This window comes from Noviherbaspirillum galbum, from assembly GCF_010974945.1.
GTDB lineage: Bacteria > Pseudomonadota > Gammaproteobacteria > Burkholderiales > Burkholderiaceae_D > Noviherbaspirillum > Noviherbaspirillum galbum.
Genome location: NZ_JAAIVB010000055.1, coordinates 1 through 12,453, shown reverse-complemented (window position 1 = coordinate 12,453; position 12,453 = coordinate 1). Strand labels below are relative to the sequence as shown.

At 63.1% G+C, this 12,453-nt stretch carries 11 protein-coding genes; 5 read left to right on the top strand and 6 right to left on the bottom strand.

The window, feature by feature from the left end:
* The first annotated feature begins 12 nt into the window (after window positions 1-12).
* The 3 genes from G3574_RS16655 (at window position 13) to G3574_RS16645 (ending at window position 4,674) form a co-directional block, all read left to right on the top strand.
* The gene (locus G3574_RS16655; protein WP_163965500.1) at window positions 13-918 is read left to right on the top strand and encodes a glycoside hydrolase family 16 protein; all 906 of its coding nucleotides are present in this window, start codon (window positions 13-15) and stop codon (window positions 916-918) included.
* A gap of 286 nt (window positions 919-1,204) precedes the next feature.
* On the top strand, window positions 1,205-1,561 hold the full coding sequence (locus tag G3574_RS16650) for a hypothetical protein (RefSeq protein WP_163965497.1): 357 nt from the start codon (window positions 1,205-1,207) through the stop codon (window positions 1,559-1,561).
* A gap of 296 nt (window positions 1,562-1,857) precedes the next feature.
* A complete protein-coding gene (locus G3574_RS16645; RefSeq protein ID WP_163965494.1) occupies window positions 1,858-4,674 on the top strand; it encodes an alpha/beta fold hydrolase in 2,817 nt (938 codons plus the stop codon).
* A gap of 54 nt (window positions 4,675-4,728) precedes the next feature.
* On the opposite strand, the gene G3574_RS16640 is transcribed toward G3574_RS16645, so the two are convergent.
* The 6 genes from G3574_RS16640 to G3574_RS16615 form a co-directional block, all read right to left on the bottom strand.
* Window positions 4,729-5,508: a polysaccharide deacetylase family protein gene (locus tag G3574_RS16640; RefSeq protein ID WP_163965489.1), complete on the bottom strand. Its 780-nt coding sequence runs from the start codon at window positions 5,506-5,508 to the stop codon at window positions 4,729-4,731.
* Between the two features lie 131 nt (window positions 5,509-5,639).
* A complete protein-coding gene (locus G3574_RS16635) occupies window positions 5,640-6,809 on the bottom strand; it encodes a glycosyltransferase family 1 protein (RefSeq protein WP_163965906.1) in 1,170 nt (389 codons plus the stop codon).
* Window positions 6,810-6,980: 171 nt separating this feature from the next.
* Window positions 6,981-7,988 (bottom strand): hypothetical protein, encoded by a 1,008-nt coding sequence (locus G3574_RS16630; protein ID WP_163965487.1) that lies wholly within the window; start codon window positions 7,986-7,988, stop codon window positions 6,981-6,983.
* Window positions 7,988-9,568, bottom strand: coding sequence for an MBOAT family O-acyltransferase (locus G3574_RS16625; RefSeq protein WP_163965484.1), 1,581 nt, complete (start codon window positions 9,566-9,568; stop codon window positions 7,988-7,990). Before G3574_RS16625 ends, G3574_RS16630 begins: the two co-directional genes overlap by 1 nt.
* Before the next feature lie 229 nt (window positions 9,569-9,797).
* The gene (locus G3574_RS16620; protein ID WP_235953481.1) at window positions 9,798-10,715 is read right to left on the bottom strand and encodes a glycoside hydrolase family 16 protein; all 918 of its coding nucleotides are present in this window, start codon (window positions 10,713-10,715) and stop codon (window positions 9,798-9,800) included.
* Between the two features lie 205 nt (window positions 10,716-10,920).
* On the bottom strand, window positions 10,921-11,661 hold the full coding sequence (locus G3574_RS16615; protein WP_163965902.1) for a glycoside hydrolase family 16 protein: 741 nt from the start codon (window positions 11,659-11,661) through the stop codon (window positions 10,921-10,923).
* Window positions 11,662-11,884: 223 nt separating this feature from the next.
* Here G3574_RS16615 and G3574_RS16610 point away from each other — a divergent pair, with 223 nt between their 5' ends.
* Window positions 11,885-12,196, top strand: a complete 312-nt coding sequence (locus G3574_RS16610; protein WP_163965478.1) for a hypothetical protein — start codon at window positions 11,885-11,887, stop codon at window positions 12,194-12,196.
* Window positions 12,197-12,246: 50 nt separating this feature from the next.
* Window positions 12,247-12,453 (top strand): hypothetical protein (locus tag G3574_RS28115; RefSeq protein ID WP_205609823.1); only part of this gene is annotated, 207 nt, incomplete at its 3' end.

The following is a 12,453-nucleotide window of genomic DNA, read 5'->3' as shown; positions in this document are numbered from 1 at the left end:
GTCGAGCGCATCATGACACCACCCTCCGCAGGCCAGTGCGCGGGCCGTCTCCCGCCACGTCGACCTACCTTCAAGATGATCATTGCCGGCGGGCTGTTTGCGACGGCGTGCATCCTCCTCGTCAGCGCATGCGAGGCCGCGAAGGAATCGCCGCGCGCTTCGCTCCCCGCGCCATACGGACAGGAAGCAGACAACTACGTCCTGAGCTTTCGCGATGAATTCGATGGCGACAGGCTGGATGCCAGCAAGTGGAATGATCACATCTGGTACGACAAGCCGCGCGCCACGCACGACTTCGGGGTCGCGGACGGCATGCTCAGGATCTGGCCCCAGCCCGACGAGAACGGCGAATTCAAGCAGCGCATCCTGACGACCGCCCGCAAGTTCGACCAGACCTACGGGTACTTCGAAATGGAAGCCAGGCTTCCCACCGGCGCCGGTTGCTGGCCTGCCTTCTGGCTGCTCAACTCCGACGCGCCGCCGGGCGAGCCGGAGATCGACATCATGGAAGCCTACTCCGGCGACAAGACGGGATACTGGGCGGACGCCAGGCGCCGGCCCATCCGCTATGGCGTCAGCTACTACCAGAACGGCAATGGCCAGCCCGGGCCGCACGCCACCCATGCGCATCATGCGGGCGACCTATCTTCCGACTTCCACAAGTACGGGCTCAAGTGGGAACCCGATAAGCTGTCGTTCTATTTCGACGGCAAGCTGATCCATGCCGCCAGCGTCAGGATGAACAAGCGCATGTACGTGCTGCTCAACATGCAATACGGCAGCGCCAGCGGCCCGGTCGACAGCACCACGCCCCTCGGGCCTAAGAATGCCTTCGAAGTAAAGTATGTGAGGGCTTGGAAGCTGGCGGAAACGAAAGGCGCCACGGCATCCGACGGCGAGCGCAACCGAACGAAGTAACACGCCCTGAACACGTGCCGGTATCGCGCGCGGAAATCGTGACGAGACGCATCGAAGGACGGCAATTCATACCGATGAGCAAGGCCGACGCCGACCAATATTGTGCGTGAACAAAGTTAGGCTTCCCAGTTTAAATATAGTCATCCATAGGCAATGCCAATCGGAGGTCATTCCAGTGGTTCAGAACGCAATCGACGACACCGCAAGCGATGTCCGGGAGGCGCCACGCCCCGCTGTCACCCCTCCTTCGGCCCCTTTGCGCGACCTTACCTTCGAGATACTGCAAATGTCATCCGCCAACCGCCCCTATGACGCCGCAGCCGGCGAAAAACTGCATGCACGCCTGATGATCGCCGCCAGGCGCGCCGGGCCGCACTACGATCTCGTGCTCGCCGCCGACCGGCAACTGCTTGCGAAAGGCGTGGTCCGCCTGCGTTCCAAGAACTTCGGCTATGAATTCGCGCTCGTCCAGACGAGTGCCGGCACCGGCCTCTTCGGCAAAGCGAAGATGAGGATACGGATCTACCGATCGCACCTGTCGGGCGACCGCTATACGCTGGTGCATACGGCGTCAGGGCTGTCCGAAGCGATCAGGTATGTCAACCGCGCCTATCAGGAGGCGCTTCGATCACACCTTCCCTAGTCCCCGGACGAAGTGCATGGATAGCGCTGCGCCGCTTCGACCTCATGTAAAAAATTGTCAAGCGGACGTATCGTTGTGATGAAACAAGTTGGGAAAGTGAATCTTTTTCTATAGTCGAACCGGGATAGCAAATGAACGCAGGGAAACGCTCGCGGCCAGCATCTCCGGCGCCGGCATGCCGATGGCACACCGCATCGACGAACGCCAGCGGAAGCCTTGTTCCGACCATCTCGTGAAGGCCGCCAGTCTCGCGTCATGCGCCCATCGATCAACAGGTGAAACAAGCGTTTGTGCAAATGACTTCAGCAGACAATCACGGCAAACTTGAACTTGATGGCGCCGTCAAGGCGTCGGTACGACAGCGCGATGCCTGGTGCTACGCCGGGGACGCCATCCCCATCGACCACGGCGGTCCCCGCGGCCTCGCATTCGACGGCTTCGAGGATGACTGGCTGGACCGCCCGCTGTTCCAGCGCTTCGAGTTCATCGCAGACCGCCACGCGCAGCGCAATGCCCTGGATGATGGCAATCTCAAGCTGAGCTACGCCGGCCTGCGCGAGGCAGTGCGCCGGCTCGCAAGCCAGCTCGGCCGGCAGGTTCCGCGCGGCGGCGCCGTCGGCATCTTCTTTCCCAATGACGGCCGGTTTCCGCTCGCCATGCTCGCATGCATGGCATCCGGACATCCGTACGTGCCTATCGATCCCAAGCAACCCGCGGCTCGCGTGCATGAAATCGCCACCGAGTCGGCGATGCATGCCGTGATCTGCGATCTTTCGATGCCGCAGGTCGAAAACCTCCCCGCCGCGCTGTCCCGCATCGACGTGGCTTCGTCTCTGAGCGAGGACGAGACGGCAGGCGCTTCGCAAGGCCCTGCGCCGGCGGATGTCGATGCGCCGGCCTGCCTCCTTTACACTTCCGGCAGCACCGGCAAGCCCAAGGGCATCTGCAACAGCCAGCGCGGACTCCTGCAGCGCGCCGCCGCCTCGGCCAATACCTGCCATGTCGGCCCGGATGACCGGATGCTGCTGCTCAGCGGCCCCTGGACGATCGCCGGCACGCGCGAGATTCTGACCACCCTTCTTTCCGGCGCCTGCCTGTGCATCGCCGACGTGCATCGCCTCGGCATCGGCGGCACGCTCGAGTTCATGCGGGCGCAGCGCGTCACGCTGGCTTATACGGTTCCTTCCCTGCTACGCACGCTGCTCGACGCGCCGGATGCCATGCAGGCTTGCGCCAGCCTGCGCATCATGCGCGTGGCGGGCGACGTGACGCGGGACACCGACCTGGAGAAGGTCCGCCGGGTATTGCCGCCTTCCTGCCTGTTCCTGGTGAGCTACAGCTCGACCGAGATGCCCAATGCCTTCCAGTGGTTCGTTCCCCGGGACTGGCAGCCGACCCAAGCCCGGGTCCCGGTCGGGCATCCGCAGCAAGGTATCGGCTTCAGGGTGGTGGACGATGCTGGGCAGCCGGTGGCGCAGGGCGAAACCGGCGAACTCGTGGTGCGCACCCGCCACGGCGCCATCGGTTACTGGAAGCTGGGCAAGCTCGAACCCGGTCCCTTCGAGCCCGACCCCGAGCTGCCCGGCCATCGAATCCAGCGCACCGGCGATCTCGTGCGCCAGCTTCCCGACGGCTTGTGGGAACTGGTCGGCCGCAAGGACAGGCAGATCAAGATCCGGGGCCAGCGCATCGATCCCGGCGAGGTGGAAGCCATCCTGCGCAAGGGCCGCGTCCGCGACGCCGTGGTGATTGCCCGCCGCGCCGGGACGGAAACGATCGGCATGGTGGCGTACGTGGTGCCGGATGCGTCTGGCGACGCTGATGGCACGCAAGTCCTTGCGGACCTGAAGGACAGGCTGGCGGCAGGATTGCCCGCCTACATGCGGCCATCCGAGATCCGCATGCTCGACCAGATTCCCCTGCTTCCGGGATTCAAGCCGGATGTCAAGCGCCTGGAAAGAATGGACCAGGAAGAACTGGAACGCCAGCAAGCCATGCGCAATGATTCCAGCCCCGTGCGTGATGCCGTCAATGCAGGCATTTCCGGCGACGAGCCGGCTGATCCCGCGCTGCTGACCATCGTGGAACGCGCCTGGCGCGAGGTCCTCAAGCCGAACGCCTACCGGGAAGACATGCGCTGGGACGAAATGGATGCGGACTCGCTCAAGACGCTTGAATTCTGGTTCCAGATCGAGCAGCGGGCCGGTGCGAAGGTGGCGATCGACATCCTGGAGCCGGCCAGTACGCCAAGGTCGCTGGCGGCGGCGCTCGGCCGGCAACTGCGCGGCGCCGCAGCCGAGGAAACCGCCTCTCCCGTCGCCGGCAAGCCGATGCTGTTCATGATGCCGGGCATCCTGGGCGACGAGCCGCTGCTGTCGCATTTCCGCGCCGCCTTCGGCGGCAACGTCCGGATGAAGGTCATCGACTACCCGGAATGGCGCGGCAATGATCCCGCTGATGGCGACTTCAGCACCATCGTGGATGCGGCCTTCAGGCAGGTCATCGCCGAACCGGGCTGCGACTCGTATGCGCTCGCCGGCTACTCTTATGGCGGCTACGTCGCGTTCGAAACGGCGCGCCGCCTGATGGAGGCCGGACGCAAGGTGCATTTCGTCGGACTGATCGACAGCCGCATGTGGGGCATGTCCGCCGCCCTCGGCAAAAGCCGCGCCGAGGTGCTGCGCGCGCAGGCGTTGCGCTACCTGAACCTGGCCGCCGATCCCGTCACGGTGCTGCGCCTCGTGCGCAAGCGCTTCGTGGCGCTGGGCCGCTATCTTTCCTGGGCCGCCTCGTCGCGGCCGAACAAGGCGATCTCCTATACCTTCTACCGGGAACGCAACTACCGGATGCGCGTGGATGCCTTGCGCCGCTGGAAACTCAAGCCGCTTGCGATGCCGGTGACCCTGTTCCTGTCGGACCAGGGATTGCCCGACCTGCCGGAGGATTATGGCTGGGGCGGTCTCTGCACCCGGCTGTCGACGGTGCACGTCGGCGGCACCCATGCCTCGATGCTGGAATCGCCGCGCCGCGAGGTATTGCGGGCACATGTACTGAACGCCATCCTGCAGGCCGCGCCTTACCAGGATTTCGTTTCCAGCGGCTGGACGGTTTAGGCCGGGCGACGGGCGCGGCTCTCCGCCGCGTCTCGTCCCCTTCTCATTCCCTTCTCATCCCGCCTTGAAATGCGCCGCCGTCGGCGCCAGCACCTTCCGCTCGACGCCATATACCCGCTGCACCAGCTCGCCGTTGGTCAGGCGTGCATCCGCCCTCACCTGCTGTCCGACGTGCGCCAGGAAGGCCTCGAATTCATCCCAGGCGTCGAGCTCGTCGATCTGCTTGGAGTGCCCCCAGAGATGGAACACGCGCCCCGCCTCGACCGCATGGTCGAACAGGGCATGCAGGCGCTTGATCCAGTGATCGTTGCGCAAGGCGAGGTAGAGCGGTCCGGCGCGCTTGAGCCAGTCGCCGGACCGGGCGTAGTTGCGCAGGTACACCCCGCGCGAATGCGGATAGAACTGGATGGTGGTGGGCAGTTCCAGACGCGAATGTCCGGCATCCAGGAAAAGATTGGCTGTCGTGCGGGCGTAGACGAAGCCGCAGGCGCGCACCATGTCGATGTCCTTGGCGCTGTACTTGCCGCCGGGATAACAGAAACCGTTGATCGGCAGGCCGAGCACGTCTTCGAGCCCGTTCTTGCCTTTCGAGATCTGGTAGTAGGTCCGGCGCACGTCGAGCTCGCGCAGGTAGCAATGGTCATAGGTATGCGAGCCGACCTCGAACCGCCGCGACAATTCGCGGAGGTTCTCGCGCGTCATCACATAGGATCCTTCGCGGTTCTTGATCGGAACGTAGAAGGTTGCGCGCAGGCCATGCTTGTCCAGCAACTCGGCGGTCCGCATGTCGAGCGGATGGCCGTCGTCGATGGAGCAGGTGAACAGCAGACTCATCGCATGCCTCCCGCCGGTGCGCCGGCCGGAAGCCCGGGACGGGCCATGTTGATGTCGAAACGAATGCGGATGACGTGCTGAACCACTTTATATTCCCAGGAAAACCGTTAAACCAAGCATGCCATGACGAATCACACCTGCATCTTGACCTTTCCCGCCTCCGCTTCACATAGCGCGAAGCGGCACGCGTCGAGCAGACCCGCCGCCGCATTGTCGAAGTTGTACTCGCCGACGATGTGCAGGCCCCTGCTCGAGAAATCGGCATAGATGTCCGGACGGGACAGCAGAAGCGCGGCGCGGTCCGCCCACATCGAGGCTTCCATCGGACAGATGAAACCATTTTCGCCGTGCCTGACGAGCTCTCCGGCAACGCCCGCTTCATTGGACACCAGCACCGGCACGCCGGCCGCGCAAGCCTCGTTGGCCACCACGCCCCAGGGATCCCACAAGGTAGGAAACAGGAAGATGCGCGACGCGCGATAGAGCGCCGGCAATTCATCCTGGCGAGCGAAGCCGTGGAAATGCACATCGACGAAACGTTCATGCAAGGCAGCCGCATTGCGCACCGTTTCCTCGAGGCCGCCGGCGCCGGCATACAACATGCTTACCCTGCGCTTGAGGCGCTTCGCCGCTTCCACCGCGACGCTGAGCGCGAACACCGGGTTCTTCACCGCTTCGATGCGTCCGGAAAACATGAAATCGAAACGCTTCTCCTGGTTCGGCGCCGGCGCGAAACGCTCGTTGTCGACGCACAGGCAGGACGTGAAGCAGCGATCCGGGCTGACGCCATAACTTTCGTAGTGCCGCCTGCCGCCGGCGCTCGCCGGCACGAATGCGGCGGAATGCGCATAGACCAGCCTGCGCGCCGCGCGGTGCAGGCGCCCGAGGCCGCGCTCGGACACGTCGGTGCCGTCCGTCATGGCGACATGCGGCCGGCCGCTCAGCCAGGCGGTGAAGAAGGCATACAGGTGGGTCGGATTGAAGCCGTCGGTCACGACGACATCAGGGGCAAAGCGGCGCAGCGCTCCCACGACGTCGGGGTTGTTGTGGATGTAACGCCCGGACACCGTGAAGAAGCGTTCCCGGAGAAATACGTGGTCGAAGTCGAGCGCCGGCAGATCCCACTTGCGATTCGGCTCGCGCCGCGCGCAAAAGATCGCTCGGAAGCTGACACCTGGAACGCGGGCAATACGCTGTAGAACGGGAACGCGATACGGCGGCGGGGTGTTCGTGACGAAGGCGACTCTCAGGTTGATCTCCTTGAAGCGTGAGGCGCGGGTCTCCGGCGTGGCACGGAGCATTGAAAGCAAGTGTAGGAGATGCCACGCCGACCGTGCCTGACGCAAATCATGACCGACCTTGTATTCGCCACAAAGGCGATTGCTTTCGCTGGCGAATCAGAAAGTTAGGAAAGGAAATGAAAGTACGTCGGCAGCATGCGCGGCACCGCTACGCGGTGCGCGCCTTCTCCGTCAGTTGCACTTCATGGGCTTGTCGATGTAGCTGTTGACGTGGTCGACCACCGGCAGGTGTTCGCCGGCCAGCGCGCGCCTGAACATCAGCTGGTTGACCGATTCATGGAAATGCGCGAGGTCACGGTAGTTATGGCCGTTGGTAACGATGGACTCGTCGGCCATGAAATCGAAGAGACGCAGGTTCGGCCGCTTCCAGGAAGCGAGGTATTTCCGGAATCCAAGGAAGTCGTTGAGCGCGAAAGGATTGTAGTTGCTCAGCGACCTGACCCATTGCGCGGAGTAAGGCGGCAGCATCGCATAGAATTCGACCTTGGGATATTCGTCCACGAGTGCGAAGAAGTTCATGTCGACGCTCTGCCGGTAGGTGCCGATCTTGTGGTTCTTGAAGATGGAGCCGACGCGCTTGAACCGCGCTTCCTCGACCGCGATCTGGCTGCAGCCGTAGTCATAGGTATTGCTCCAGTTATGCACTCGGCCGAGCTCGCTCTCGGGCACCAGTCCGACGCCGGCGAGCCGCTTGAAGGAAGCGCGCAGCACCGACACGTTGAACACATACTTCACGTAATCCAGCGCGCTGTCGTCGCGATACAGGTAGTCCGGCACGCCCGGCCCCGGCGCGCTTTCGAACGGGCCATGGGAGAACGAGCCCCAGTCCACGCCCCAGATCACCCGCTTGACCTGGCCGGTGCGCAGCGCCACCTCGAGGTTGCGCCGCTGCTCGTAGGCGGTGCTGCCCTCGACCGCGAGGTTGATGGCCTTCCATCCGGAGAGTTTCTCGATATATGCCGGATCGAGGTTCTCCATCATCGACGATCCGATCACCACGGTATCGTATTTCATGCTGCGCGCGACGCCGGGATTCATCTCGCGCTCCTGCGCCTTCAGGTAGACACCCGAAGTATTGGGACGAATGCGGTTGAGCGGATCCACCGCATAGTTCACGCCTGCCAGCAACATCAACGTTGCGGCGGTCATCAGCAGCACACTTAGCAGATAGTTTCGCATCAGAACTGGAAATACAAGAAAGTGGATTGTCGATTGATGGCAAAGATGGCGCAGCCGAGCAGCATGCCGACCGCGATGCGCGAGGACAGCGAGGACGCGCTCCACAGGCCGGCGAAGTAGGCAGGCCGGGCCACCGGCTCCAGCGCCGGTTGCACGCGGTGCAGCAGTTGCTGGGTATTCGGCATGGTCCATGCGATGGTTGCCGCCATGAGCAGCAGCAGGCCGACCTCGAGCACGCTCAGGCCGGAAGCGCCGGTGGCCAGCGGCAGGAAGCCGAGCAGCTCGACCGGCATCTTCAGGCTATGCACCAGCGACATCACCGCGGCAGGCAGATGGGCGGATACGCCGACCGACAGGCCGCGCATGCCAGCCATGGCTTGCAGCATCATGGATGCATCGTTGAAGTTTTCCGCGCGGAAGAAGACCCACGCCACCAGCGCGCAGAGGAAGGTGATCAGCCAGCCGGTGCCGGCGCGCAGCCAGGCCGGCCCGAGCTTGCGGATGCCCATGCGTTCGCTGGCGACGCGCCAGAGATGGTTGATCACCAGGTAGACGCCATGCAGGCCGCCCCACACCACGAAGGTCCAGTTGGCGCCGTGCCACAGGCCGCCGAGCAGCATGGTCAGCATCAGGTTGGCGTGGCGGCGCGCCACTCCCTGCCGGTTTCCGCCCAGCGGAATGTAGAGATAATCCCGCAGGAAGGTCGACAGCGTGATGTGCCAGCGGCGCCAGAAATCGATGATGCTCGTCGCGCGGTAAGGCGAATTGAAGTTGAGCGGGAGCTTGACGTTGAACATCCGCGAGAGGCCGATGGCCATGTCGGAGTAGCCGGAGAAATCGAAATACAGTTGGAAGGCATAGGCAAGCGCGCCAGCCCAGGCATCGAACAGCATGAGGTTCTCGCCGCGGTGCGCGCCGTTGAACACGCCATTCGCGATCGGCTCCAGGCTGTCGGCGATGAGGACTTTCTTGCACAGGCCAAGCGCGAAGATGGTCAGGCCGATGGCGACGTTGTCCCAGTTGATGCGGTAGGTTTCCTTGGCGGCGAACTGCGGCATCATCTGCTTGTGGTGCAGCACCGGGCCCGCGATCAGGTGCGGGAAGTAAGTCACGAACAGCAGGTAGTGCACGAAGCGGTATTCCTTGGCGATGCCGCGGTAGACGTCGACCAGGAAGGCGATCTGCGTGAAGGTGAAGAACGAGATGCCAAGCGGGAGGATGATGTCGAGCATCAGCACGTTCTGGCCCGACAGGCCGTTGAAGGTGGTGATGAAGAAGTTCGTGTACTTGAAATAGCCAAGCAGGGCAAGGTTGCCGGTGATGGCGCCGATGAGCAGCATCTTCGCTTCGGCCGGATCGTGTTCCCTGCGCTTTCCGATGAGGTAGCCGGCGCCGAAGTTGAACAGGATCGACCCGACGAGGAGCGCGACGAACTTCGGATTCCACCAGCCATAAAAGAACAGCGAGGCCAGCGCTAGCCAGAGCGCCGCGAGCTGGTGCGACTTGCGCGCAACCAGGAAGAAGCCGCAGAAGACCAGCGGCAGGTAAAGAAAGATGAATTCGTAGGAGTTATAGAGCATTGCACGTCATCTCGGATGACCGGCCGGAAAGCGGCCGGATGAGTTACAACAGGGACGGCGCCGGGAAAGCAAGGAGCGTCGTCGGACATCCTTAGTTTCGTGGAGCACGGTCTTTTGACTTTGCGTTAACACAATCAAGCGGGGCCGCGTTGCTGATACGGTACAGACTTGATGGCGTTTTTCGTTCCGGGACGGAATGTCAGGCTTGCCGGCAACATGCCGGCGCAAGCTAGCGGTTCTGCAGGATGCGCTCGGAAGACGGCACGTTCCTGGCGCGCCATGCCCGTACGTAATTGACTTCGAAGGCGTTCGACCTGCCCTGGGGCGTGCTGTCGTCCGGCTCGCCGCTGGCGCTGCCGAACCAGAGGTCGAGGATGATGTACAAGGGATCGTGCATGGCCGTGCGCACGCTCATCACTTCCTTGCCGTCGAAGTAGAAGGTCTGGCGGTCCGGCTCCCATTTCACCGCGTATTTGTGGAAGCCCTCCGAGAGGTCCTTGTGGGTCTCGTTCATCTTCGATCCGGCCGAGCTGCCATCGCCTATCCACACGGTGGTGCCATAGACGTTCGGCCGGTGCATGCCCTTCTTGTCGACGAAGCCCCAGCCTTCGCCGCCGGCATAGGCTTCCATGATGTCGATCTCGGGGCGCCTGTCGCCCGGGTGATTGAACAGCCAGAAAGCAGGCCAGGTGCCCTTCCCCCGCGGCAGCTTGGCTTCCATCTCGAAGTAACCGTAGGTCTGGGAAAACTTGCCGTCCGTATCCAGGGTGCGGTTGAAGAACTTGCCGGTCGCGTCTCGCTGTGGCCAGATCTTCAGGCGGCCATCCTCGACCGCGAAATTCTGCGTCGGGTTCGGCTTTTCATACCAGATGTGATCGTTCCACAGGTCCTTGTTGAAACGCTCGAATTCTTCCGAGAACGTGAGGACCCAGTCATCGGCGCGCTGTCCGTAAGGACCGCCAGGATGCGGCACGTCGCGCGTGGACTGGCTTTTGCCGGAGGCGCCTTTCGCCCCGCCTTCGCGGGACGCGGCAACGCTCTCCTTGCGGGCATCCGCGGCCGCGCGATCGCCGCAGGAAGCGACGAGGATGATCGAGAAAAGAAAGAGGAAGGCGCGCATCGTCGGCGACAGGATGGATTCGTGCAAACGTGGTCATCATTCCCGTTTTCACGCTCCCTCCGGTTGAGAGTCCTCAATGACATGCCTTGATGCACGATGACCCTTGCGCCGTTTCGCCGGGAGCCCCGGGCGCCGGCATCGCCCGCCGGCTCCCGCGTCGCTTCATGCCGCCAATGAAAAAAGGCCGGGATGAACCCGGCCTTGCTGTGCTGGCTATGCGCTCGGTGGCGACTTACTTGAACTGCCAGGCGCGCACGTAGTTGACTTCGTAGGAGTTGTCCTTGCCCTGCGGCGTGGAGTTGTCCGGCGTGCCGCTGGCGCTGCCGAACCACAGGTCCAGCATGATGTACATCGGGTCGCCCATGGTGACGTTCACGACCAGCACTTCCTTGCCGTCGAAGTAATAGGTCTGCTTCGTCGGCTCCCACTTCACCGCGTACTTATGGAAGCCGGCGGAGAGATCGGTTCCCGAGTCATACATGCGCGAGCCCATCATCTGGCCGTCGACGTCGCCCTTCCAGACGGTCGGCGCATAGGTGGTGGGGATGGCGACGTTGCTGCTGTTGGTGTAGCCCCAGCCTTCGCCGCCGGCATAGGCTTCCATGATGTCCATCTCGGGACGGCGGCTGCCGATGTGGTTGAACAGCCAGAATGCCGGCCAGGTGCCCTTGCCCTTGGGCAGCTTGGCTTCCATTTCGAAGTAGCCGTAAGTCTGGTAGAACTTGCCGTCGGTGTCGATGGTGCGGTCGAAGAAGCTGCCGCTGGCATCGCGCTGCGGCCAGATCTTCAGCGAACCATTCTCCACCGTGAAGTTCTTGGTGGCGTTGGAGCCGGCATACCAGATGTGGTCATTCCAGACGCTGCTGTTGAAGCCGTTGTTGAACTCTTCATCGAAGGAGAGCGTGAACTGGCTCGCATCCTGGCCGTAAGGCGTGGGGTTGGCGGGCACCGGCGCCGGCGCGGGAGCCGGCATGGGAACAGGTGCGGGTGCAGGTGCAGGTGCGGGTGCAGGTGCGGGGACCGGCGCGGGCGCGGGTACCGGTGCAGGAGTCGGCGCCGGAGTGGGTGCGGCCGTGGGCGCAGCGGTGGGTGCGGCAGTCGGCGCCGGTGCGGGCGCAAGAGTCGGCGCAGGTGCCGGTGCGGGCACCACGGTGCTGGTCGCCGGAGCGGTGGCAACCATCGAACCGCTGGACGACGTGCTCGCGTTAGCGGAATTCGACGACGCGTGCGACCCGGACTTGCCCGGCGCGCTGCTGCTCCCGTCCGCGATCGCGGCGGCTGCCGCTACGGTGCTGTTGGGGGACGCGACGACCGCCCCTGCTACTGCGGATTGCGCTTCCACTACCGTGCCGGCGCTGTCGGCGGTCTGGACCGCGGATTGCGCGGCGACCGTACTGTCGGCCGTGGCGCTCGTGGTGGTATCGACCGCGCTGCCGGAACCGCCTCCGCAGGCAGCGAGCAGAACGGCGGCGCAGGCGGAAGCCAAGGTAGCCAGCGAATGGCGATGAATCGTCGAAGTATGCAAAATAGTCCCCTTTCTTGAAAACGACCCTTGATCATGCTCAAGGACAACGTTTCGTCAGAGCATTGCATACCAGAAATGGTTCCACGGAAATTCATTTCTCGTGAAAAATATTTTTATGGTGCAACAGGACACATGGATAGAAGCGCTTTGAATTGCTTGCAATTCAATTGCGTAACAATCAATTTCACGACAGCCAATTCTGCGGACGAAAAAAAACCGGCCCGCGGGCCGGTTTTGTCT

What these genes read in the sequence shown, in the direction of transcription:
- G3574_RS16655 (WP_163965500.1), top strand. Translation starts at nt 13, where the DNA reads ATGACACCACCCTCCGCAGGCCAGTGCGCGGGCCGTCTCCCGCCACGT.
- G3574_RS16650 (WP_163965497.1), top strand. Translation starts at nt 1,205, where the DNA reads ATGTCATCCGCCAACCGCCCCTATGACGCCGCAGCCGGCGAAAAACTG.
- G3574_RS16645 (WP_163965494.1), top strand. Translation starts at nt 1,858, where the DNA reads ATGACTTCAGCAGACAATCACGGCAAACTTGAACTTGATGGCGCCGTC.
- G3574_RS16640 (WP_163965489.1), bottom strand. Translation starts at nt 5,508, where the DNA reads ATGAGTCTGCTGTTCACCTGCTCCATCGACGACGGCCATCCGCTCGAC.
- G3574_RS16635 (WP_163965906.1), bottom strand. Translation starts at nt 6,809, where the DNA reads ATGCTCCGTGCCACGCCGGAGACCCGCGCCTCACGCTTCAAGGAGATC.
- G3574_RS16630 (WP_163965487.1), bottom strand. Translation starts at nt 7,988, where the DNA reads ATGCGAAACTATCTGCTAAGTGTGCTGCTGATGACCGCCGCAACGTTG.
- G3574_RS16625 (WP_163965484.1), bottom strand. Translation starts at nt 9,568, where the DNA reads ATGCTCTATAACTCCTACGAATTCATCTTTCTTTACCTGCCGCTGGTC.
- G3574_RS16615 (WP_163965902.1), bottom strand. Translation starts at nt 11,661, where the DNA reads ATGCCGGCTCCCGCGCCGGCGCCGGTGCCCGCCAACCCCACGCCTTAC.